General features: G+C 53.2%; 24 protein-coding genes and 1 pseudogene. 5 read left to right on the top strand and 20 right to left on the bottom strand.

The window, feature by feature from the left end; all coding sequences use genetic code 11:
* Positions 1–34: 34 nt before the first annotated feature.
* Positions 35–1,057, bottom strand: a complete 1,023-nt coding sequence (locus ACPV3A_RS08150) for an ABC transporter ATP-binding protein (protein ID WP_426198809.1) — start codon at positions 1,055–1,057, stop codon at positions 35–37.
* Between the two features lie 224 nt (positions 1,058–1,281).
* Between ACPV3A_RS08150 and ACPV3A_RS08155 the strand changes: the two are divergent.
* The 3 genes and pseudogenes from ACPV3A_RS08155 to ACPV3A_RS08165 all read left to right on the top strand — a co-directional run.
* A pseudogene (locus ACPV3A_RS08155) lies at positions 1,282–1,650 on the top strand (stage V sporulation protein AD); the annotation flags it as partial.
* Positions 1,650–2,000: a stage V sporulation protein AE gene (gene spoVAE, locus ACPV3A_RS08160; protein WP_426198811.1), complete on the top strand. Its 351-nt coding sequence runs from the start codon at positions 1,650–1,652 to the stop codon at positions 1,998–2,000. The pseudogene ACPV3A_RS08155 and the gene spoVAE, both read left to right, overlap by 1 nt.
* A 62-nt stretch (positions 2,001–2,062) precedes the next feature.
* A complete protein-coding gene (locus tag ACPV3A_RS08165) occupies positions 2,063–2,557 on the top strand; it encodes a YhcN/YlaJ family sporulation lipoprotein (protein WP_268633785.1) in 495 nt (164 codons plus the stop codon).
* Between the two features lie 67 nt (positions 2,558–2,624).
* Here ACPV3A_RS08165 and ACPV3A_RS08170 read toward each other — a convergent pair whose 3' ends face one another.
* From ACPV3A_RS08170 to ACPV3A_RS08245, 16 genes are all read right to left on the bottom strand, one after another.
* The gene (locus ACPV3A_RS08170) at positions 2,625–3,122 is read right to left on the bottom strand and encodes a hypothetical protein (protein ID WP_426198814.1); all 498 of its coding nucleotides are present in this window, start codon (positions 3,120–3,122) and stop codon (positions 2,625–2,627) included.
* Positions 3,123–3,702: 580 nt separating this feature from the next.
* Positions 3,703–4,557, bottom strand: coding sequence for an ABC transporter ATP-binding protein (locus ACPV3A_RS08175; RefSeq protein ID WP_426198816.1), 855 nt, complete (start codon positions 4,555–4,557; stop codon positions 3,703–3,705).
* 10 nt (positions 4,558–4,567) lie between these two features.
* Positions 4,568–5,464, bottom strand: coding sequence for an ABC transporter permease (locus tag ACPV3A_RS08180; RefSeq protein WP_426198818.1), 897 nt, complete (start codon positions 5,462–5,464; stop codon positions 4,568–4,570).
* A gap of 19 nt (positions 5,465–5,483) precedes the next feature.
* Positions 5,484–6,410 (bottom strand): ABC transporter permease, encoded by a 927-nt coding sequence (locus ACPV3A_RS08185; protein ID WP_194541165.1) that lies wholly within the window; start codon positions 6,408–6,410, stop codon positions 5,484–5,486.
* A 22-nt stretch (positions 6,411–6,432) separates the two neighbouring features.
* A complete protein-coding gene (locus ACPV3A_RS08190) occupies positions 6,433–8,085 on the bottom strand; it encodes an ABC transporter substrate-binding protein (protein ID WP_426198821.1) in 1,653 nt (550 codons plus the stop codon).
* Positions 8,086–8,404: 319 nt separating this feature from the next.
* On the bottom strand, positions 8,405–8,974 hold the full coding sequence (gene ssuE, locus ACPV3A_RS08195; protein WP_426198823.1) for an NADPH-dependent FMN reductase: 570 nt from the start codon (positions 8,972–8,974) through the stop codon (positions 8,405–8,407).
* 10 nt (positions 8,975–8,984) lie between these two features.
* The gene (locus ACPV3A_RS08200) at positions 8,985–10,214 is read right to left on the bottom strand and encodes a M20 metallopeptidase family protein (protein WP_426198825.1); all 1,230 of its coding nucleotides are present in this window, start codon (positions 10,212–10,214) and stop codon (positions 8,985–8,987) included.
* 15 nt (positions 10,215–10,229) lie between these two features.
* Positions 10,230–11,567, bottom strand: coding sequence for an LLM class flavin-dependent oxidoreductase (locus tag ACPV3A_RS08205; protein ID WP_194541162.1), 1,338 nt, complete (start codon positions 11,565–11,567; stop codon positions 10,230–10,232).
* Positions 11,568–11,603: 36 nt separating this feature from the next.
* Positions 11,604–12,071 carry a DinB family protein gene (locus tag ACPV3A_RS08210; protein WP_426198826.1) on the bottom strand — a complete coding sequence of 156 codons (468 nt, stop codon included), beginning with the start codon at positions 12,069–12,071 and terminating at the stop codon, positions 11,604–11,606.
* 162 nt (positions 12,072–12,233) lie between these two features.
* Positions 12,234–13,451, bottom strand: a complete 1,218-nt coding sequence (locus ACPV3A_RS08215) for a M20 peptidase aminoacylase family protein (RefSeq protein ID WP_426198827.1) — start codon at positions 13,449–13,451, stop codon at positions 12,234–12,236.
* Between the two features lie 43 nt (positions 13,452–13,494).
* On the bottom strand, positions 13,495–14,493 hold the full coding sequence (locus tag ACPV3A_RS08220; RefSeq protein WP_426198829.1) for an LLM class flavin-dependent oxidoreductase: 999 nt from the start codon (positions 14,491–14,493) through the stop codon (positions 13,495–13,497).
* A 13-nt stretch (positions 14,494–14,506) separates the two neighbouring features.
* On the bottom strand, positions 14,507–15,259 hold the full coding sequence (locus ACPV3A_RS08225) for an amino acid ABC transporter ATP-binding protein (RefSeq protein ID WP_426198831.1): 753 nt from the start codon (positions 15,257–15,259) through the stop codon (positions 14,507–14,509).
* On the bottom strand, positions 15,256–15,966 hold the full coding sequence (locus ACPV3A_RS08230) for an amino acid ABC transporter permease (protein ID WP_426198833.1): 711 nt from the start codon (positions 15,964–15,966) through the stop codon (positions 15,256–15,258). The genes ACPV3A_RS08225 and ACPV3A_RS08230 overlap by 4 nt, the downstream gene beginning before the upstream one ends.
* Positions 15,963–16,748: an amino acid ABC transporter permease gene (locus ACPV3A_RS08235; RefSeq protein WP_426198835.1), complete on the bottom strand. Its 786-nt coding sequence runs from the start codon at positions 16,746–16,748 to the stop codon at positions 15,963–15,965. The genes ACPV3A_RS08230 and ACPV3A_RS08235 overlap by 4 nt, the downstream gene beginning before the upstream one ends.
* Before the next feature lie 32 nt (positions 16,749–16,780).
* Complete coding sequence (locus ACPV3A_RS08240; RefSeq protein ID WP_426198837.1) at positions 16,781–17,611, bottom strand: transporter substrate-binding domain-containing protein; 831 nt, start codon at positions 17,609–17,611, stop codon at positions 16,781–16,783.
* A 138-nt stretch (positions 17,612–17,749) separates the two neighbouring features.
* Positions 17,750–18,628 (bottom strand): LysR family transcriptional regulator, encoded by an 879-nt coding sequence (locus tag ACPV3A_RS08245; RefSeq protein WP_426198839.1) that lies wholly within the window; start codon positions 18,626–18,628, stop codon positions 17,750–17,752.
* Between the two features lie 285 nt (positions 18,629–18,913).
* Between ACPV3A_RS08245 and ACPV3A_RS08250 the strand changes: the two genes are divergently transcribed.
* Together ACPV3A_RS08250 and ACPV3A_RS08255 are read left to right on the top strand one after the other, a co-directional pair.
* Positions 18,914–19,456, top strand: coding sequence for a GNAT family N-acetyltransferase (locus tag ACPV3A_RS08250; protein WP_426198841.1), 543 nt, complete (start codon positions 18,914–18,916; stop codon positions 19,454–19,456).
* Positions 19,457–19,642: 186 nt separating this feature from the next.
* Entirely contained in the window at positions 19,643–20,089 is a 447-nt protein-coding gene (locus ACPV3A_RS08255) for a hypothetical protein (protein ID WP_220686399.1), read from the top strand.
* Between the two features lie 114 nt (positions 20,090–20,203).
* Here the strand turns inward: ACPV3A_RS08255 and ACPV3A_RS08260 are convergent, their stop codons facing one another.
* From ACPV3A_RS08260 to ACPV3A_RS08270, 3 genes are all read right to left on the bottom strand, one after another.
* On the bottom strand, positions 20,204–20,812 hold the full coding sequence (locus tag ACPV3A_RS08260) for a zeta toxin family protein (RefSeq protein WP_071221326.1): 609 nt from the start codon (positions 20,810–20,812) through the stop codon (positions 20,204–20,206).
* On the bottom strand, positions 20,790–20,957 hold the full coding sequence (locus tag ACPV3A_RS08265) for a hypothetical protein (RefSeq protein WP_175495194.1): 168 nt from the start codon (positions 20,955–20,957) through the stop codon (positions 20,790–20,792). The genes ACPV3A_RS08260 and ACPV3A_RS08265 overlap by 23 nt, the downstream gene beginning before the upstream one ends.
* 216 nt (positions 20,958–21,173) lie before the next feature.
* Positions 21,174–21,752: a YecA family protein gene (locus ACPV3A_RS08270; protein WP_426198844.1), complete on the bottom strand. Its 579-nt coding sequence runs from the start codon at positions 21,750–21,752 to the stop codon at positions 21,174–21,176.
* Between the last annotated feature and the right edge of the window lie 184 nt (positions 21,753–21,936).

Consider the following 21,936-nt stretch of genomic DNA (forward strand, 5'->3'; position numbering starts at 1 on the left):
TTAACCCCCTGCGGGTGGACTGCCGCCATAATCCTCACAGCGGATGATGACAGGCTGCATAATGGCCGCTCTCCAGAACCAGCAATGGCGGTTCTTCTTCGCGGCAGCGTGCGGKTGCAAGCGGGCAGCGGGTATGGAACCGACAGCCGGAAGGCGGATTCGCCGGAGAGGGAATCTCTCCCTCTATGCCGCCTGTCGGCTGGCTTCCGCCCGGAGCTCCCTGCGGTATCGAATCGATCAGCGCCCGCGTATACGGATGGGCCGGCCTGAGAAACAGGGATTCGCTCGGGGCAATCTCGACCAGCTTCCCAAGGTACATCACGCCGATCCTATCGGATAGATGGCGAACGACTTGCAGGCCGTGGGCGATGAACAGATAGGTCAGGCCTAGCCTCTGCTGCAAGTCCTGCAGCAAATTCATTATCTGCGCCTGAACCGACACGTCCAGAGCGGACACCGCTTCATCAGCCAGTATAAACCGCGGGTTCAGCGCGATGGCCCTGGCGATGCCAATGCGCTGCCGCTGCCCTCCGGAGAATTCATGGGGATACCGATCCGCCCACGAAGGGTCAAGCCCGACCAGACCAAGCAGCTCATGGACACGCTCCTGCACGGCCGATGCGGGCAGATGAAGGTGTACCAAGAGCGGTTCGGCAATACTGTCCCCGATCCTCCAGCGAGGATCAAGCGACCCGTAGGGATCCTGAAAGATCGTCTGCATATGGCGTCGTGCCCTGCGCAATGCCGTGCCTCCCAGCTTCGTCAGGTCCTCTCCTTCGAACAGGACCTTGCCCTCCGTTGCCCGCTCCAGCTGCAGCAGCACTCGGCCCAGCGTGGATTTCCCGCTCCCGGATTCACCAACCAGCCCGAAGGTTTCCCTCCTGCGAATCGTGAAGCTTACGTCATCCACGGCCCGGATCAGCTTCTTCCTGCCGAAGCCATCCCCATGCACGGGATAATACTTTCGGAGATTCTCGACGGCAAACAACACGTCCGGGGATTCTACGAACGGATCATGCTTGTGCTTCTGAATATCCAAGCTATTCTTAATCGTCATCTCATCGATGCCAAAGCTTATATCAGCACATCGTGGTTGCGACGCTTCCCCTGGAACAGTTTTGGAAATCGCCTTGAAAGCAGCCTCGGAAACTGCACCAGAAACTGTACCAGAAACTGTACCAGAAACTGTACCAGGAGCCACTTCAGAAACAGTCTCAGAAACAGTTTCAGAAACTATATCAGAAACTACACTAGAAACTGCACCAGAAGCTGCACCAGAAGCGCGACTTGGAAATTGAACCTGGTTATTATGATCTGATTGTAACCGGTGACCTCTCTAAAATCGGTTATGAAATCGCTTGTAAATTGTTTAAAAAACATAACTTCCCAATCGGTCAAACCGAATATTCCGATTGCGGAATGATGATTTACGATTATGAAACTCAAATGGTTCAGTCTGGTGCAAGCGGCTGTGGGTGTTCCGCGGTTGTTACGTATGGACATTTGCTGAAACGTATGCGAAAGGGCGAATTAAAACGAATCCTCGTTGTAGCCACGGGTGCGCTTCTATCCCCGATCTCCTTCCAACAAGGGGAAAGCATCCCCTGTATTGCTCATGCCGTATCGATAGAAGCTGGGAGGAGTTTGTGATGATATTTGTATGGGCATTTCTAGTTGGCGGCGCAATCTGTGTCTTCGGTCAATTTTGTTTCGATGTATTTAAGCTCACACCGGCCCATACAATGAGCTTGCTTGTTGTGTTGGGGGCGTTTCTCGATGGAATTGGATGGTACGATCCGTTAATTGAATTTGCCGGCGCGGGAGCTTCAGTGCCGATTACGAGCTTTGGTAATGCGCTCGTTCACGGTGCGCTTGAGGCATTAAAGAGCGACGGTTGGATCGGGGTCATCACCGGAATTTTTGAGGTGACCAGTGCCGGAATTTCTGCAGCGATTATTTTTTCATTTTTGGCTGCATTGTTCGTAAAACCAAAAGGATAATATGGGGAATCCAAGGGAAATATAAAAAGGATTCTACTAAGCAGAAAAAGGAGAAGGTTACAATGGTAAACAAAAGATACATGAAGATGGTTATTGCCTTAACATTTGTGGTGCTTCCGATCGTTGCAACGGGATGTACCGATAATAATGAGGTGAGGCAACAAGGAAATCGAACAGATCGGATAGATCGAATACAACAACAAACGGATACGAATCCTGCGGATAATCGCATTCTAGTAGCAGACCAAGCGGCGCAAAAAATAGTGTCGATCCCTGGAGTGAAACAAGCCAATGTGGTGGTTACACAAAGAAATGCTTATGTCGCTGCGGTATTGGATGATGGGCAGAGCCAGTTAAGCAGGGAGATTGAAGATCAAATCGCTTCCAAAGTCAGGGAAACCGATCCGACCATCCAAAATGTATATGTTTCCACCAATCCGGATTTCATTGACCGAATCAATGCGTACGTAAGGGATGTGCAAGAAGGACGGCCGGTCGCAGGTTTTGTTGAGGAATTTAATGAGATGGTGCAACGAATATTTCCGAATGCCCGGTAAAGTACTCCTGTATTCCCCGTCTTTTGTAAGGTGCGAAAGACGGGGCCATATCAGCATTTAAGTCTGTTCAACCCCGAAATCTCCCCAAATGCTGCTCCTGAAGTTGATATAGTATATTCGATGTTAAAAAGACTCCAACAGGAGGCAATTGATCAGTATACTGGTATGGCAAGGAATTTCCACTAATGGGGTATGCGTTCAGACTTATATCAGTTGTAGCAATCCAAGTTCCATATTCACCTGCTTGTAGAGAGGGAGGTTTCATAATAAGACGTCCACTCAAAATAAAATGTCGAATTCTAATCGGAGGATCGTCAAATATAGTTAAGTTACCGGAGTATGTGGCATAAGGTGAATCAAATGTGATTTGTTTGGCGCTTTCATTCCAAGATCCATGAATTGGAATAGGCATACCACGAAAATTAATCGTACCAATTACCCTGTTATCAGTAATAGAGTTAATGATGAGTTCTCCCCAAACGATCGGTCTACCAGCTATATCAGCGCGGATACCCCATTTTGTTGGGAATGGTATACTAACCATAGTTACCTGTGCAGTTTGCAAAATGATCTCTCCTTAATTTTAAGAACTCAGGATTTTAGCGAATATGATTGAATACGCTTACGTTAATGGCTGATCATTGAATTAGATGCTCTGTTTAAAGCAACAATACAGTATATGCACCACCAACAGAATGATCCACTAGTGAAAGTTATATTCAGTCTCGGGTAAATCTTCTCAGGGAGAAAATAATGGATGTTATGGCCCAGAATAATGTATTGAAACGGACCCAACTAATGATAGCACTTGGAAAAAAGTAACTATGACTATATGATGAAACATGATAATGATTGGTTTAAAAGAAAACTTCCCTCTCAAAAGGTATTTTTCCAGATCATTAATGACTAGGAACAACAACAACAACGATTATTTATATTGTGGAGTTGCCGCGGCAGCTCCAATTTTTTGGTTCTGTTTTTACAAAAGCAAATATCAATAACAAACTTTATTTTCTACATTTCCTGTTTGCCCCTAACGAAAGAAACCGACACTAACAAAATTGCTCAACACATGGATTGTAAAATAAACCTTTAAAATCCATAGAAACAAGCTTTTTAGTAACGAACTTTATTTTCTTACACCATTAGGCACTCCGGAAATATTGCTGATTGTTGCAGTTCTCGTTAGAATTGCGATCGCTTTTAGAAAGTGAATCATGAAATGGGTGCTGGAAATGTTTAATGCCACGCAAACGCATATTACTGTGGCTAGTTGAAACAAGGTTGTTTAATTCGACGATCTCCCCCGCATACATCACCACGATCCGGTCCGCCATATCGGCCGCGATCCCCAGATCATGCGTAATCAGCAGGATGGACATGCCGAATTCCTGCTGCAGATCCTTCAGCAGGCGCAGAATCTGCGCTTGTATCGTGACATCCAGCGCGGTTGTCGGTTCGTCCGCGATCAGAAGATCCGGCCCGCAGGACAAGGACATGGCGATCATCGCCCTTTGCAGCATCCCGCCGGACAGTTCCCCCGGATACTGCTTCAGCCGCAGCTCCGGTTCGGGAATGCCTACCCGTCCAAGCAGCCTGGCCGCACGATCCCTCGCCTCCCGCTTCGATACCCGCTCATGCTGCAGAATGGTTTCCTCAATCTGCTGCCCAATGGTAAAGACGGGATCAAAGGCAGCCATGGGCTCTTGAAAAACCATCGCCATTTTTTTCCCGCGATAACGCCTCAGCTCGGCCTCCGTCAGGCTGGCAAGATCCGTCCCGCCAAGCCTCAGGGAACCGCCCGTGATCCGGCCATGCTCATGATCGATCAGGCGCATGATGGCTTTGGACGTCACCGTCTTGCCACTCCCGGATTCGCCCACCAGACATACCGTCTCCCCTGCCCCTATCGAAAGCGTCACGTCGCGGATCGCATGAATCGTCCCCCGCCGGGTTCTAAAATCAACCGACAGCTGTTGAATATCCAGTAAATTACTCATCCATGTCCTCCTATCGCTGCGTGATTTTTTTTGGATCGAGATGATCTCTCAGCCGGTCGCCTATAATATTGACGGACAGCACGAATGCCGTAATGGCAAGACCGGGAAAGGTGCACATCCACCACGCAACGGCGAGGTATCCTCTGCCTTGAGAGAGCAGCGTCCCCCAATCCGGCACTTCGCGAAGCACGCCAAGACCGAGAAAGCTCAGCCCCGACCCTGTCAGTATGGAGGTTCCGATGCCGATGGTTGCCATAACCAGAAGGGGGGACAGGCTGTTCGGCAGCACATGGCGCCAAAAAATACGCAGCGGCGAAGCGCCGATGGACCCGGCCGCCTTCACGAACGTCCGGTTCTTGATGCTCATAATCTGGGCCCTCATCACCCGCGCATAACCCGGTATGGCGGAGACTGCCACCGCCAGCACAACATTGAACAGGCTCGGACCGAGAGCCCCGGCAATCGCCAATGCGAGCAGGATGCCCGGAATGGTCATCAGAATATCGTTCAACCGCATCAGAACGGTATCCACCCAGCCACCTGCATACCCGGACAATGCTCCGATCGTGCCGCCAATCAACCCTCCCACGAGGACGGAGGCAAAACCGATAAAGAGCGAATCCCGGCTGCCATGAACGACCACGCTGAATATATCCCTGCCAAAATAGTCGGTACCAAATAGATGGGCCGCGCTCGGCGCCTGCATAATACGGTCCGTCAACATATCCGTCGGGGCATAAGGCGCAATCCACTGCGGCACGATGGCGCATGCGACGATAAACAGCACAACCAAACCTGCGGCGTACAAGAACCCATCATTCGCCGAGAATCGGCCGAGCCGGCGCGTAGAAGGGGACGTCAGCCTTCGTTCACGCCAAACCGTTTTGGCGGAGACCGCCTCTCTCATATGAACTCCCTCCTCTTCTTTAAGCCGAACGTCTGACGCGCGGATCAATCCATGCATAGGAAATATCCACGATCAGGTTCACGATGACATAGATGATGGCGGAAAAAAGAATCACCCCTTGAACGACTGGCAGATCCTTGGCCATGATGGCATCGGCAATAATTCTGCCGATCCCCTGCCGGGAAAAAACCGTCTCGATGACCACCGTGCCCGCCAGCATCTCGCCGACAAGCATCCCGATCATGGTCACGGCTGGAATCAGCGCATTGCGCAGTGCATGACGGTACATCACCGCCCGCTCCGCAAGGCCTTTAGAACGCAAGGTCACGATGAACTGCTCGTTGATCACATCGAGCATGCTGTTACGGACCATGCGCACGATGAAGCCTGCTCCCACCGTTCCCAGCGCCAGTGCCGGCAGCACCAGCGTCTTCCAGCCATCCGAGCCCATGGCCGGGAACCAGCCCAGCGTGATGGAGAAAATCAGGATCAGCAGAATGCCCGACCAGAAGGTGGGCATCGATATGCCGAATAAACCGACGATCCGGGCGATGATGTCAATCGCCTTGTTCCGGTGAATCGCCGACAATACCCCAAGCAGAATGCCAACGATGACCGAGACCAGCGAGCTTGCCGCCGTCAGCGCGAGCGTTGCCGGGAAACTCTCCACGATCTTCGGCAGCACCGGATCGGAATTGATCAGCGACATGCCGAAATCGCCTTGAAGAATGCCGCCGAAATAACGAAGGAACTGAATATGAAAGGGTTGGTCGACCCCAAGCTCGTGCCGCAGATTCGCGATCACTTCCGGCGTTGCCATGGAGGGATCCACCATGTTATCCGTCGGGTCCCCCGGAAGGACATATAGAATGGAGAATACCAGGACAAGCGAACCGACGATGACAATCAAAGAGGTCAACACTCGCCAGGTCAACGTTCTAGCCATACTTCTTCAGGCCCCCTTTCTTCTATTTTTGCAGAGACACATCATTGAATAACGGGTAGCCCAGCGAATCGAACAGCACGCCTTGAACCGAGTTCGATGCTGCCACCGTGTATGGAAACACATAAATCGGGAGGATGATCGCATGGTCGATGATATATTGCTGGACAAGCTGGTACAGCTCCGCACGTTTCGCGTCGTCCTTCTCCACCCGCCCCTGTTCAAGCCATTGATCCACATCCGGATCGTTCAGCCTGGACAGGCTCGCCTGGCCTTTCGGATCATAGGAGTGATAGAACGAATAGAGTGCGTTCGGATCCGAGTTCACCTGGCTGTTGCCATACAAATCATAATCGCCGTTGGTATACACCACCGTGCGGATATCCTTTGTGATTTCGACCTCGACGGCGATGCCGATCTGCTTCAGCTGCTGCTGAATCATCACCGCAATATCGTTGCGCTTCTCCCGGTTCGGCGTGCCGTCCACATAGCGAAGCGTAAGTTTCTTGCCGTCCTTAACCCGGATTCCGTCTTCGCCCCTCACCCATCCGAGCTCATCCAGCAGCCGATTAGCCTTTGGGATGTCCGGCTTAATCGACTGCTCAAGCGATGCGTCATACCCGAACGTTCCCGGCGTTAACGGGGACCAGGCACGCTCATAAGTGCCTAAATACAATGTCTTAACGATCGTATCCACATCCACCGCAAGCTGTACGGCCTGCCGCGCTTTTAATTCATTCCATGGTTCGCGGTCTTTATTGAAAAAAAGCGTGTAGGGCAACCCGACGGTGTTCGTCTGCAGCAGCTGGAAGTTCGGGTCCTTCTCCAGCGTCAAAATATGCTGGGGCGGCACCGTCTCGGCGGCAAGCACCTGCTTGCTCTGAACGCTTCCGATTCGCGTGGCCTCCTCCGGAACGATTCGGAAATCGATGCCGTCCAAATAAGGGGCTCCCTGATTGGTCACCAGCTCCGGCGCCCACTTGTAATCCGGATTACGTTCTACGTGAATCCCTGCGTTCTCCTCCCATTTCACAAACTTGAACGGCCCGGTGCCGACCGGATGCTGCCCGAGCTGATCGCCGTATTTTTGTGCCGCGGCCGGAGAGACAATCCCCAGTAATGCTTGACTCAAATTGCCGAGAAAAGCTCGGGATGGCGTGGCCAGATTCAGCTTGACCGTATATTCGTCCAGAACTTCCGAAGACTGGTACGGCTGCAGCAATGCTGCCGCATTGGACGCTTTCGTGGCCGGATCCAGGATCCGGTCGAAATTATATTTCACCGCTTCCGCATTAAACGGGGTACCGTCGTGGAACTTCACGTCCTTCCGAAGCTTGAACGTATAGCTGAGGCCATCCTCCGAGACTTCCCACTCCGTCGCCAGCCAAGGCTTGATCGTATGATCAGGCAGCTGAACCACCAGACTGTCGTGAATCGTACGGATGACTCGAACGGATACCGCCAGCCCGCTGCGGTGCGGATCCAGCGTGTCAGGCGATGTCGCAAGGGCAAAGCTGAGTTCTCCTCCCTGAGCGGGTACGCCTTGTGCGGCAAGCGCTCCTGCTGCCGTCGTGCTCCCTGAGGTGGCCTGCTGCCCTCCGCATGCGGACAGCAGCAGCATCAATACCATAGCAGCTGCGGCAACCGGTTTTCCTCGTTTTCGAGCATGGTTTCTCATATCCAGACTGACTCCCTTCGAATTCGATTTTTATTAATGGAATGCCGCATAAGATGCTGGAATACTTATTTGTCGCTCTCACTGGCATTACATACATTCATATTTCCAATGAGTATAGTCGGAATTATGTTGTTGATTACTCTATCACCCAGCATTCTGTTCTACAAGACCATATAGAGAAGTTCTATCCTCACTTCTTGATTCTCTATTTGAGCCCTTAACCCTCGGTAATTATGGCAGCGCAAAACCACGATCCACGGATTCGGATCGCGGCTGCTGAATCTCAAGATCGCACACAGTTTGCCTTGGAAACTTAGGGTCAGACCGCCTGCCCCTGCCGCTCCGCCGGCACAGCCGAATATCGGGCCAGTTCTGATTGCAGCTCGTTTAGCGCGTCATCCAAGCGTTCTCTCAGCTGCTCCGTGAGGTCGTATTCGCCCAGTTCGAGACGGGTGATCCACTGATCTACAGCAAACACCCCGCTGAGAATATGGGTTCCTCCGAGTGCGGATATTACCGGCTTCAGCGCATAATCCACCGCGAGTAAATGCGCGATGGTGCCCCCGATGAACAGCGGGAGCACGACTTTGCCTTGCAAACCTTTTTGAGGAAGAATATCCAAAATCGTTTTCAACGCCCCTGAATAAGAAGCTTTATACACCGGGCTGGCAATGATCACGGCAGCAGCTCCTTCAACCGCCGTTATGACCTGCTTGATGGCCGGACTGTTGAAATCGGCCCGCAGCAAATCCTCAGCCGGTAGATCCGCTGCCGAGATGAATTCGATCTCGTAGCCGGCAATGACCAGGCGATCCTCTACATATTGCGTCAATCCGAACAAGCGCGACCCTTGAGTCGGGCTTCCTGCTATAAAGGCGATTTTCGTCATGATTTCCTCCTTATTCGTTAACGTCATGTAGGGCTAGGCGCACCCATATTCGCGTCCCATGCACCAGGACAGCTTCATCCACATCGAATCGGGGCTGGTGAATCGCATGGACGATCCCCCGATCCCGGTTCCCGCAACCGATGAATCCAAAAGCGCCCGGGACCTGATCCAGGTACCAACCAAAATCCTCGCCTGCCAGGCTGGGTGGATGGAGCACATGTACTTGCTCCTCGCCCAGCACTTGCCCTGCGGCTTGCGTCATACGACGCAGCGCGGTTCCGTCGTTGACCACGGCCATCCCTTCACGAAGCTCCAGCTTATAGCTGCCGCCTGCTTGGTCCGCAATGGAGGCGGCCAGGCGCCTTAAGCCCTCCGTAATCGCCGCCACGGTGTCCTTCCGAAACGCCCGAAAGGTTCCCGCAAGCTCACTGTGCGCAGCGATGACGTTGATGGCGGTGCCTGCCTGAAGCGTCCCGAATGCCAGCACGGCTGGTTCAGAGGGATCCACCCGGTTGGCCATCAAGCTGTTGGCCTCCGTTACGTACCGGGCTGCCATTTGGAGGGCATCCGTAGCCAGATGAGGGGAGCTGTGATGCCCCGGGGTCCCATGGAAATGCACTCTAAAATGGCTTGATGCCGCCATGGCATAGCGGGTATGGACGCCAAACGAACCGACAGGCAGCTCAGGCATCACATGGAGGGCATAACATTGATCCGCATGCTCCAGCACGCCGTCTTCAATCATATCGCGCCCGCCCGACAGCAGCCGTCCGTCTAGCGGACTTGGTAGAGCCCCTTCCTCGGCAGGCTGAAAGACAAAGCGGATCGTGCCGCGGACGCGATGGCGATAGTGTGCCAAGGTCCGCGCCGCGCCCAGCAGCATTGCGGTATGGGCATCATGCCCGCAAGCATGCATCACCCCTTCATGTTTCGATCGGTAAGACACGTCGTTCTCCTCCCGGATCGGCAGGGCATCCATGTCGGCTCGCAGCAGAAGGGTCGGTCCGCTGCCGGCCGTTCCATGAAGCGTACCGATGATCCCCATCCCGAAATGTCTGCCCACATTCCGCCTAACCTCAATCCCCCACGACTCCAAGAGATCAGCCACAAGCTTCGAAGTGCGGAAGACATCGTACAGGAGCTCGGGATGCTGATGAAGGTCCCTCCGGATCCTGGAGAGCTCTTCATGAAGCTCCCCCGCAAAATCCATCATTTCATCCAGTTCTACAGCTGCCGTCATGCCCACTGCTCCCTATTATGAACGTGCAGCAACTGCCTTACCTTTGCTGTACCGGTTCTCGGGCACGGGCAATCCCAAATTGCCGCGCAGCGTGTCGCTCTCGTACTCGGTTCTGTAGAGGCCTCTCTCCTGCAGAATCGGCACGACTTGGTCCACAAAATCCTCCAGCCCGTTCGGCACCGCCGCGGTGATCATAAAGCCGTCGGCCGCGCCTGCTTCGAACCAAGCCTGGATCTTGTCTGCCACCTGCTCCGGCGTGCCGATAAACCCGCCGCGCGGCGTGGCCGACTGCAGCGCCACTTGCCGGAGCGTGAGCCCCTTCTCCTTGGCATCCCTTTTGATTTTGTCAGTGCCGCTCTGGAAACTGTTCTTGCCCAAGTCACCCAGCTCAGGGAACGGTTCATCCAGCGGGTACTGGGAGAAATCGTGATGCTCGAAGAAGCGGCCGAGGTAATCCAGGGCATTCTCGATGGTCACCAGACTGGCTACCTCCTCATATTTGCGCTCGGCCTCTTCGGCCGTGCTGCCGATAATCGGACTGATGCCGGGGAAGATCAGCACTTCGTCCGGATTCCGGCCGAATCCCGCCGCCCGCGCCTTCACGTCCTGATAAAAGGCTGCCGCATCCTCCACGGACTCATGACCGGTGAATACGGCATCGGCTTCCTTGGAGGCGTAGTTCTTGCCGACCTCGGACGATCCCGCTTGAAATATAACCGGCTGTCCCTGCTTGGAACGGGCGATGTTCAGCGGCCCCTTCACGGAGAAGAACTCGCCTTCGTGATTCAGCGTGTGCATTTTCTCGGGATCGAAAAAAACGCCCGTCTCCTTATTCCGCACGAAAGCATCGTCCTCCCAGGAATCCCATAGGCCCCGGGCCACCTCCAAATACTCCGTTGCGATCCGATATCGCTTATCGTGCTCCGGATGCTCCTTCCTGCCGTAATTCAGGGCGGAGCCCTCCAGTGGAGAAGTGACGATGTTCCAGCCTGCCCGTCCGTCGCTAATCTTGTCGAGCGAAGCGAACTGACGGGCAACGGTGAACGGCTCGCTGTACGAGGTTGATAACGTACCGACTAGACCGATGTTTTTACTGACGGCGGCTAGTGCGCTCAGAATGGTGATCGGCTCAAAGCGATTCAGAAAATGCGGGATTGATTTTTCGTTGATATACAAGCCGTCCGCAATGAAGATCAGATCGAACTTGCCCTCTTCGGCTTTCTGAACCCACTGCTTATACAGCCCAAAATTAACGCTTGCGTCAGGCTGCGCGTCCGGATGCCGCCACATGGAGGTTCCTCCCCCCACGCCGTGCAGGAGCGCCCCCAGTTTCAATTGTCTTTGCTTTGCCATATTCCATTCCTCCTTACAGATATTGGCGCCCTCGTCTCACACCGGAGCGGCAGCCAGTTTAATGCGTTCGATCTGCCCGAGATGATTCTGTACGTGGCGGGTAAAACCATTGACGATATCTGAGACGCTGACGGTCTCCCCTTTGATATTGATGCCGGTTTTGGCCGTATCGGCCCCGCTCAAGCGGCGAAGCAGCAAGCTGTTATAGTGCAGCAGCGCCCGGAATGCTTCCAATATATCCTCGGCTCTGCCTTCGTTCGAATATTGGCCGTTGACCCAGGCATCCTGATTGAACCCGGGCAGCTGGGTCGTCGTCCCGGCCAGAATATCCCGAATCCGGAACGAAACCACGATGCTGTGATCTACCAGATGAGAGAGCACCTCCTGCACGCTCCATATGTGCGGGGCTTGCTTCCATTGGAGCTGATCCTCGCTAAGGTCGGCGACGGCGGCCAGCAGTTGATCATGGGTATTAACAAAAGCTTCGATAAGGAATTCGCTCATTCGATCTCCTCCAATACAAACTCGATTATGACCTGCCGACAGAAATAATAACAAAAAGCTCCTTCACATCCCGCGCAAGGTTCATGTTCCGGGCATCATAACGGTAAAGCTTGATAGATAAACCGGTGCTTCCTTTCAGATGACAGCAACAGAAGGTATTCCTTATGGCGATGGTGCTGCCGAGGGCGAGGGTGATACCGATGGCGATAGCGAAGTCTCCCCGCCGGAGCGGTAATGCCCGAGCGCCCGCTCCGCCAGCCTCGTGAAGAAGTCGATGCTGACCGGAATCGCCCGCTCATCCAGATCAAATGCCGAATGGTGCCACTCCTGCTCGCCCGCCGTCCCCATGAAAACAAACAACCCGGGAACCTCGCGCTGGTACACCGCAAAATCCTCTCCGGCCGGCGAAGGAACCGGTATCACCGCCTCATATCCCGCTTCGGCAGCGGCGATATAACCGAGCTCCGCCAGCCTGCGGTCACTATGGACCGGCGGCGGTCCCTCGATCCAGCGCACGGCAGCCGTCGTTCCGAAAGCTGCGGCCACGCCTTGAACCACCTGGTTGAATCGTTCAAGCACCTGTTGCCTGACGTCGTCATCGAAGGTACGTATGGTGCCTTCCAGCAGCGCTTTATCCGGAATCACATTCCACGCGGTCCCGCTATGCAGCTTCGTAACGCTGATGACGGCGCTCTTCGAGGGGCTCACATTCCGGCTTACAATTGACTGGAGGGCCGTAATGATATGCGACGCGGTCACGATCGGGTCAAGGCCCGCTTCGGGTACGGCCGCATGGGACCCCTTCCCCGCCACCTCAACCACGAAGCCGTCGGCGGCGGCCATTAGCGGTCCCTCCTTAATGCCGATGGTGCCGACAGGCAGGTCCGGCTTGTTATGCATGCCGAAGATCGCCTGCACGCCTTCGAGCGCCCCGCTGTCGATGACTTGCCTCGCGCCCTTGGCTTTCTCCTCGGCCGGCTGAAAGATCAGCCTCACGGTTCCTCTCAGCTCCTGTTCCCGCTGCTTCAGGGCATACGCCGTCCCGATCAGGGCAGCCGTATGAAAATCGTGCCCGCAGGCATGCATCTTGCCGGGAATCGTCGAGGCGTACGGAAGCCCCGTCTCTTCCTGGATCGGCAGGGCGTCGATGTCCGCTCGCAGCGCAATGATCGGCCCCTCTTGAAGTCCGCCGACTTCGGCGATTATGCCTGTGGCGAGCGGATACTCCGCCACCCGTATCCCGGCTTCCTCAAGCCAGCCCCTGATCAGCTGCGTCGTTTCGAACTCCTCGTTCGACAGCTCCGGGTATCGGTGCAGATGACGCCGGATCTCAATAATTCGCTGAATGTCTATGTCCGTGGATAAAACATGGTTTGGCATGCGTAAAACCTCCTAAATAGTCACGTGCCCATCGACGATTCCCTTATGCTTCGGCAGGAACCTCAGCCAACGCCTCACTCAGCAGCTCGAATGAGCGGATTCGCTTGGCAAAGGGCTGGATGTTGCTGGTGACGATGATTTCGTCAACACCCGAAGCCCGCTGAAGCCGGAGCAGCTGTTCACGCACGGTCTCCTTCGTCCCTTTAGTGATGAACGGTTCCTGTTCCTCAATCGTATACGGTTCGCCTGCCTGGCGTCCGAATTCTTCCGCCTGTTCCCTCGTCCCCAGCGTCAGCGTCCGGCCGCTGGCCAAATGAATCTTCACCAGCTTCATTGCCCCTGCCAGCTCCGCCGCTTCCGCCTCCGTATCGGCCACAATTACGGATAGAGCGACAAGAATTTCCGGTTCCCTGCCATAGGTATAGTCAAATGTGCTTCGGTAAACGCGAATGGCCTCCAACGCCGCGGATTCCTCCCCGTTGATGAAGAGGGAGAATACATAGGGCAGACCGAGTCCGGCCGCTATTTCCGCGCTGCCCGCGCTTGCCCCCAGCACGTACAGCTCGGGGGCGGTCTCCGGCAGCGGAGCGGCGCGCAGCCCGGCTAACGGATGGTCTTCCTCCAGCGTATTGTGCACAAACTTTCGAAGCTCGACGATCTTATCCGTTAATGACGCGTCCTCCTGCACGCCCCGCTGCAGTGCCTGCGTGCTGCGCGGCAACCCGCCAGGCGCGCGCCCGATGCCCAGATCCACGCGTCCCGGCGCGAGCGCGGCCAGCACGTTAAAATTCTCCGCTACCTTGTAGGGACTGTAATGCTGCAGCATGACGCCGCCGGATCCCACGCGGATTCGGAAACCCAGAAGCGCCGGCGGCGAAGACCCTGCCACATGGTCCGAATCGTGATGCTCGGAAACCCAGAAGCGCCGGAAGCCGAGCTCCTCCGACTTTTGGGCAAGCAGCACGGTGTGCGCGAACGCCTCCGCTGCCGTTTCCCCCGGATACATCGGACTTTGGTCAAGCACGCTTATCGTAATCCCCATATTCGTCAACCTCCTAAATGCTATAGTTAAACTCAGGCGTGATCCGCTTCAGAAACTGCTTGGTTCGTTCTTCCCGCGGATGATGGAACAGCTCGGACGGGGGCCCCTGCTCCACGATCACGCCTTCGTCCATGAACACAACGTGGTTCGCCACATCCCTCGCGAAGCCCATCTCATGGGTCACCACGATCATGGTGATCCCTTCCTTCGCGATTTTGCGAATGACGGCAAGCACCTCGCCCACAAGCTCCGGGTCGAGCGCTGACGTCGGCTCATCGAACAGGATCACCTCCGGCTCCAGGGCCAGTGCCCTGGCAATGCCCACCCGCTGCTGCTGTCCGCCCGAGAGCTGGCTCGGATAGGCATCCAGCTTATCGGCAAGACCGACTTTTTCGAGCAGGGCGACACTCTTCTGCCTTGCCTCGGCCTTCGGCATTTTTTTGACGACGATCAAGCCTTCCATCACGTTCTCGATCGCCGTCTTATGTTTGAACAGATTGTACTGCTGAAACACCATCGCCGATCGCTGGCGGAGTTCGTGAATCTCCTTCTTCGTGGCCCGCTTGCAATCGAGCCGGTAATCGCCGATGGTTATCTCGCCCCCATTCGGCTTCTCGAGATAATTCACGCAGCGCAGCAGCGTGGTTTTGCCCGAACCGCTCGGCCCCAGAATCACCACCACTTCCCCTTTGTTTACCGTCAGATCAATCGATTTCAGCACCGCGTTCTTGCCGTAGGACTTTGAAATTCCGGTTAGTTGAATCATGCGACGCCCCCCCGATTGTACAGATTGATTCGTTTCTCAATGATTGCGGTCAGTCTCTCGATGAGGAGCGTAAGTCCCCAGAAAATAGCTGCCGCCGCCAGATACGATTCGAAGAACTTCCAATTGGTCGATGCCACGATCTGCGCCTGCGCATTAATATCCACAACCGACACGGTAAAAGCCAAGGTTGAACCGTGAAGCATACCAATCACCGAATTGGACAGATTCGGCAAGCTGACCGCCAAGGCTTGGGGGAATACGATTCTGCGCAGCGCCTGCCAGGTCGTCATGCCGATCGAATAACCTGCCTCCAGCTGCCCCCGGTTGACCGCGAGAAGTCCGGAGCGGATCACTTCCGACATATACGCCCCTGCTGTAATGGAGAACGATATGAACGCTAACCAGATCATCGGGATGGAGGATGACTTAAAGCCCCAGCTCATCTGGGCGGACAGCGCATCCACCAGCACCGGCAGGCCGAAATAGATCAGCAGCAGATGCGTCAGCATGGGAGTGCCCCGGATAAAGGTCACGTAGACGGTGGCGATCTGGCTGAGCACCGGCACCTTATAGATCCGCACAAACGCCGCCACTAACCCGATCATGAATCCAACCGATACCGATACGGCGGTGATTAACAGCGTTGTCGGGATCGCGGACAGCAGGTTTACGAATGCGGTCCATATGAAGGATGGGTCGATTTTCACAGCTCCGCACCTCCTTTTTCAGCTCTCATTCCGGCAATGATGCGGCGGTAGGACCATTTCTTTTGCATACGGAATCTTTTACGGGCCGCCGACTCCGGAACCTCATGACGCATCAGGCTCCGCTCCGCTCGCAGCAGCAGTTTCTCCAGCGTAAAGCTGATGACAAGATAGATGATTGCCAGCGCCAGATAGGCCTCGATAAAATGCTGGGTGATATTGCCCAGGGTTTGCGCTTTTCCTGTCATCTCCATCAGTCCAAGGGTGAACGCCAGCGAGGTATCCTTCAGCAGGGCAATCACCATATTCGAAAATACAGGAACGGCGATCGCGAGCGCCTGGGGGAGAACGATCCGAAGGAAGGCTTGATGTCCCTTCAYCCCCATGGCATATGCTGCCTCTACCTGGCCTCTGTCCACCGCCGTTACCGATGCCCGAATCATCTCCGACATGAAAGCTCCGGTATGAAGCCCGTAAGTCAGGATCACGAATACTATGACGGGCGCCCGGGACATGTCGATATGAACCAGCTTCAGCATCTCCGGCAGACCGTAATAGAACAAGAAGAGCTGGATCAGGATCGGCGTTCCCCTGAAGAACGATATGTACACCTTGGAGAACGTGTCCAGCACCGGGATCCGGTACAGGCGAGGCAGGGCCACCAGAAAACCGACGACGATCCCCACCAGCAGAGAGCCTGCCACGATCAGCAGCGTGACGCCTAAGGTCGACAAGAGTTTAGGCAAAAAGCTAAGCACATACGTGAAATCGAACGGTGCCCCCATGAATCCTTCTCCCTTCCTGTATGGTTATCGCGTCATGGATTCGACGACGTGAAGTCGTCGCCCAGCCATTCCTTGCTCAGCTTGGTCAGCGTCCCATCCGATTTAAGCTCTCTGATCGCATCATCAACCGCATCCGACAGCTTCTGGCTGTCCGGGTCATCCTTACGGAATACGAACAGGATATCGGCCTCCGACAGGTGATCACCCGTTGTTTTCAGCTTTCCTTGCGGATCGATCAGCGGCAGCGTAAAGTCCGCCCCAACGGTTGCATCCACACGGCCCGTCGTAATTACGGTATCATTCGCCGCACCGTTCTGATAGACAATATTGATCGTATCGTTATGGTCCTTGTTGTAGTTTTCCAGAATCTGAGCAGCCGCACTGGTTGCACCGGTCAATACCTTCTTCCCTTTCAAATCATCCAGTGATTGAATGGAGTCGTTCTCCTTGGCAACAATGATTTTATTTCGCCAATAGGCGTAAGGCTCTTTATTGAACAGGTACTTTTCGGTTCGTTCCGGATTCTTCTCCATCTGGTGAGCCACAAAATCGATCCTCTTCGTTTCCAGGCTCAGCAGCAGATTGGAGAATTCCTGCGTCTGCAGCTCGAACTCATACTCCGGCAAACGCTGATCGATCTCCCGCACCAGCTCAACGTCAAAGCCGGTCAGCTTTCCATTCTCGTCAATAAAGCAAATCCTCGGAAAGGCCGTGCCCGTGCCAACCACAATCTTTGTTACTTTTCCTTCCGCCTTGTTCACCGTGCTATCTTTTTGCGCCTCTCCGCTCTTCGCGTCTGCTCCGCACCCGGCGATCACCCCTGCCAACGCCATGACAACGGCTGCCACGATTGATTTCTTCACGACCTCATCCCCTTTCGATCTTGTCCCCATCCTAATTTAATAATTCCTATAGATTTAGTAAGAATTATGTTGTCACTAACTTTACCGCGATTTGGAAAACGCGTCTAATAGAGTTTTTCTATTCATCCATGTAAATCATCAATAGGACAATTCCCGACCGAGCTCCAGCAAGGAATCCAGAAACTCATTATTCTGCCCGTTCAAGGAGATGAGATGGGTCTGCAGGGAAATGCCTGCCGTTTCGGCAATATCCACGGGAATCAAACTTCCCTCGGCTGCCTCCTGCTGAGCGCACAGCCCCGGTAGAAAGCAGATCCCCGCCCGCCCCAGCACGAGCTTCTTCGCCGTCTCGGAATTATCCACCTGAAACACGATGTTCGGCGGCTGTTCCAGACTTTCGAATGCCCGGTGAATCCGCAGCCAGTCCAGCGAACCGCATTCGAAGAAGACCAGCGTCTCGCGCCGAATATCCCGAATGGAGGCTCTCCCGGCCGCAGCGAGGGGATGATCCTTATATACGTACAGGCGGATGGGGTCTTCGAAGAACGGATAGGATTGAAACGCCGGATTCATCAGCTTGCGAACGAAAGCCAGATCGATGTCCTTAGATGATAGTTTGCCGGCCAACTCTTCTGTAGGACCTGTTGTCAGCTTGAAGTTCATCTCGGGAAACCGGCGGTTGAGCACCATAAGCAGATTAGGCATTAAGTAATTGGATACCGAAACCGTGCTTCCGATTCTGAGCTCATTGGGCATGGATGCTTTCGATTGAAGGTGGTGCTTCCCTTTTTGGAAGGTTTGGAGGATTTGCTGAGCATAGGGAAGAAATTGTTTGCCTTTGTCGGTCAGATGAATCTGTTTACCTAAACGGTCGAACAGCCTGCAGTCAAGCTCTCTCTCCAGCGACTGGATGCGTGCGGTCACCGTCGGCTGGGACAGAAACAGGACGTCTGCCGCCTTATTGAAGCTGCCGTAGTGATGGATGTAGACAAAAGCCTCGATATTTTCGATGTTCAAGCTAACACCTCCGGAAACATCATGATATTATTATTACTATTATACTTACTATTCCAATGAATATAGGTGGTTTTATGACCGCAATTTCCTTATAAATTATCCTTATCTTAGGCAGTTGGCAAATTATTGTCAATCCAAATATGCTTATAGATTTTTTTAATGAGGGGATTAATGTTATTTGTATTCCGATGTGATTAATGAGATAAACTGCTATACTAATCTCACCTTATCAGGATATGACCGTATCCTCTGAAGTTATAAACACCGTAAAAAGGAGTGGTAGCGATGAATTCAATGCAAGAAGTGATCGTACGGGATGCACATGATTGGGAATGCGAGGCTGTTGCGGCTGTGATGCTGGAATCTTATCAGCAGTATGCCTTCGATCTGTCAACGGAACGATGGGAGGAGTATCGGGATTCCATCAGGAATTCCGCGTACAGCCATGCGCCGCATGCCCGGATCGTCGCCGAGCTTGCCGGGGAAATCGTCGGCAGCGTCCAGCTCTTCCTCTCCTCGGAGGACGCTTACGGAAAACCGGAAATGGGAATTCACTCCCCCATTATCCGTCTTCTTGCCGTATCTCCAGGTTTCCGGGGACGAGGCATTGCCACACTTCTGATTCAAGAGGCTGCCCGCAGATCGATCCAGCTCGGCTCAACCACACTGAATCTTCATACCTCCGACATGATGGCCTCTGCGGTGAAGCTTTACGAGCGGCTCGGCTTTGAGCGGGCATACGACACGGATACGTTCAACGGCGAACATCTTGTCAAAGGATACCGGATCGAACTGCCCGGCTCCCTGCTGCTGCAAAGCGCCGTGTGAAATAACAGAGGACGCGAATAACCGGAATTTTCCCCCGTATATGGAGGAGGAATCCGGTTATTTTATATGTACATATATCTGCCTGCCCTCGTACTCGCTCGATTCGTTCCAATGTTGCACAGCGAATATTCGTTTCACATCGGATCGACAGGTATTATACAATGAACACAAAAGGGGGCGTCGTTCATGTGGAGTATATTCAGGTTGAACGGACCGGTCTGGGCAGGCATCGCGGCGGGCATTCTTCTCGGGCTGTTCCTCAAGATCATCGAGCATATCACCACGCTGAAGGTCTATACGCTGCTCCTGAACGTCGATTACGTGCCTGTCCTGAAGGAGCTGAGGCTCCCCGAACTGATCGAGTTTGTGCTACACCTCGTCATCTCCGTCCTGCTGAGCATTCTTCTAGCCATCTTTCTGAAGTCAAAGAACTGGCCTCGGGGGCGAAGTTTGTCTTGGGTTTCCTTGGTATGTCTGGCCGTAGGACTGCTCCTGTATCCGACTACCGTTTTGTCGAACCGTACGCCGGAGTTAACTGACCTCGCTGCCCTCCTATTCTGGCTGGCCGGTCATCTGTTATACGGCATTGCATTGGGCTGGCTGCTGACGGGTTCACGCAAAGCTTCAGCCTAGGTCGGATAGCAGACTTACGGAAACGCCGGTTTATGGATTAACGCAAAATGACCGCTCCGTTTGAATGGGAGCGGCTTGAGCGTATGGTATTTGTTTAGTACAATTTTTTTTGATTTAATTTTCCAACGCTTTCAGTTGATTAACGATAGGTAAAACCCAATTCGGCAAATTAATTTCCCTATGCTTAATTATCCCGAATTCTGCTTCCAGAACAATTTCTCCACTTAGTGCGCTATTATCTATCACTAGTAGATGATCAACCAGGCCCAAGTATTGGAGAAGATTTTGCATAGAAGAATGATGCCGATGCATGATATCTTTGGCAGGGATGTGGTGACCCCCATTACGAACTCTGCCGGCTACTCGTTCAACATTAAGATTTGGATCACCAAGGCCTACATAAAACATGGTGACCTGGAAACCATTTGCTTTTGCTTCCTTCATAAGCCTAATGGCGTACCCACCCGAGAGTGTCGTTTCTATGGAGAAATCCCGTTGAAATTGTAGGCATTCTCGAGCTAATTTTATTGCCTCTTTTCCTGCTGAAACGCGGGCTGATTCAGGTTGCTCCGGGCTCAGACGCCTAGCCAGTGCATCGGGATCAATATTTACACTCACCCCAATTCGGTCGATGATGAGATTACGAATCGTACTCTTCCCACTCCCATTGTTTCCGGCAAAAACAAACATCGTTGTTGGTTCAACTGTCTTTTCCCGAGACATATTCCTTCTCCCCATTAGAATACTCCCTTACCAGTTTGCCAAAATCATCTTTATATACAACATAAGATTCGTTTACTTTGGCCTCAAGTCTTGCTCTTTCGCCAGTCAGCCTAATAAGTTTGGTTAATTGTTTATCCTTTTTCATAGCCACAACCTCCAACTTATTGTCGTTGAATACCGTTTCTCTTTTAAATCATATCACAAACTGATTAATCCACCACATAGGATTAACTTGTATAAACATCTTTGAATTCGACTGGGTGATTAACGCAAAATGACCGCTCCACTTGGGAGCGGTCACAGCTATGAAACCGAATGCGCAAATGCCGCACTCATGCTATGGAGCCTCACTTTGGCAGTGCTAGCGTCCCAAGGACAAGTCCTTGTCCACTTCGCTATCGGATTCCTCATCCTCGACGTTCGCGTCGTCGCCGGATGCAGCTACGCCATCCATGAAATCTTGAATCTGACCGCTGTTGCGGGTCAATGTAGCAACGGAAACCTCATGCTTCTTCGCGATATCAGACTTCGTTGTTGAAATGTTAAGCGATGAAGTTACTATATATTCTAACGCACTTGCATATCCGCCCTGTTTGCGGTACTTCGGATTGGCTTCTCGGGAGAAGCTGTTCCAGACCATCAGAAGGCTGAACACTTGAAACAGCTGCTGATCATCCTGCAATTCGTAATCCCGGCAGATTTGAGGAAACACAGACTCTGCAAGCTCACGATGCTCATCAGCGTTCCAGTCCATCCATCCCAGCTTGTCGTTAATCATCTGCCGCAATTGATCGACCTGTAGCTTAGGATCTGCTGCTCTCGCACCAGGGAACTGGATGACTTTACCGTATACCGTGCGTTCATCTCTTTCAAGACAACATCTTTTGTACTTTTTCCCGCTTCCGCAGTGACATAGATCGTTTCTTCCTAGCTTTTTCATTTCCTAGCTCCTATTTGAATGATTTCTTCTATTATACATGGAAAATATGAAAATGCGCATCCCAAGCCTGTAGACCCTTAAGGCATGCCGGCCTTCCGCGTCATAACACTCTCTTACAGGGGGGGCTTCCGATAAGAAGGTGTCCAGGCAAGTTAGATAGCAAAAAAGCGCGGGTTCCCTCTAT

The organism is Paenibacillus sp. Dod16 (assembly GCF_049893405.1).
Classification (GTDB): Bacteria; Bacillota; Bacilli; order Paenibacillales; family Paenibacillaceae; genus Paenibacillus_AQ.

Bases quoted from the DNA above. Each gene is read 5' to 3' on its own strand.
- ACPV3A_RS08175 (WP_426198816.1), bottom strand. From the start codon at position 4,557: ATGAGTAATTTACTGGATATTCAACAGCTGTCGGTTGATTTTAGAACC.
- ACPV3A_RS08205 (WP_194541162.1), bottom strand. From the start codon at position 11,567: ATGGCAAAGCAAAGACAATTGAAACTGGGGGCGCTCCTGCACGGCGTG.
- ACPV3A_RS08215 (WP_426198827.1), bottom strand. From the start codon at position 13,451: ATGCCAAACCATGTTTTATCCACGGACATAGACATTCAGCGAATTATT.
- ACPV3A_RS08185 (WP_194541165.1), bottom strand. From the start codon at position 6,410: ATGGCTAGAACGTTGACCTGGCGAGTGTTGACCTCTTTGATTGTCATC.
- ACPV3A_RS08220 (WP_426198829.1), bottom strand. From the start codon at position 14,493: ATGGGGATTACGATAAGCGTGCTTGACCAAAGTCCGATGTATCCGGGG.
- ACPV3A_RS08180 (WP_426198818.1), bottom strand. From the start codon at position 5,464: ATGAGAGAGGCGGTCTCCGCCAAAACGGTTTGGCGTGAACGAAGGCTG.
- ACPV3A_RS08250 (WP_426198841.1), top strand. From the start codon at position 18,914: ATGAATTCAATGCAAGAAGTGATCGTACGGGATGCACATGATTGGGAA.
- ACPV3A_RS08190 (WP_426198821.1), bottom strand. From the start codon at position 8,085: ATGAGAAACCATGCTCGAAAACGAGGAAAACCGGTTGCCGCAGCTGCT.
- ACPV3A_RS08260 (WP_071221326.1), bottom strand. From the start codon at position 20,812: ATGTCTCGGGAAAAGACAGTTGAACCAACAACGATGTTTGTTTTTGCC.
- spoVAE (WP_426198811.1), top strand. From the start codon at position 1,650: ATGATATTTGTATGGGCATTTCTAGTTGGCGGCGCAATCTGTGTCTTC.
- ACPV3A_RS08265 (WP_175495194.1), bottom strand. From the start codon at position 20,957: ATGAAAAAGGATAAACAATTAACCAAACTTATTAGGCTGACTGGCGAA.
- ACPV3A_RS08200 (WP_426198825.1), bottom strand. From the start codon at position 10,214: ATGACGGCAGCTGTAGAACTGGATGAAATGATGGATTTTGCGGGGGAG.
- ssuE (WP_426198823.1), bottom strand. From the start codon at position 8,974: ATGACGAAAATCGCCTTTATAGCAGGAAGCCCGACTCAAGGGTCGCGC.
- ACPV3A_RS08255 (WP_220686399.1), top strand. From the start codon at position 19,643: ATGTGGAGTATATTCAGGTTGAACGGACCGGTCTGGGCAGGCATCGCG.
- ACPV3A_RS08270 (WP_426198844.1), bottom strand. From the start codon at position 21,752: ATGAAAAAGCTAGGAAGAAACGATCTATGTCACTGCGGAAGCGGGAAA.
- ACPV3A_RS08210 (WP_426198826.1), bottom strand. From the start codon at position 12,071: ATGAGCGAATTCCTTATCGAAGCTTTTGTTAATACCCATGATCAACTG.
- ACPV3A_RS08165 (WP_268633785.1), top strand. From the start codon at position 2,063: ATGGTAAACAAAAGATACATGAAGATGGTTATTGCCTTAACATTTGTG.
- ACPV3A_RS08225 (WP_426198831.1), bottom strand. From the start codon at position 15,259: ATGATTCAACTAACCGGAATTTCAAAGTCCTACGGCAAGAACGCGGTG.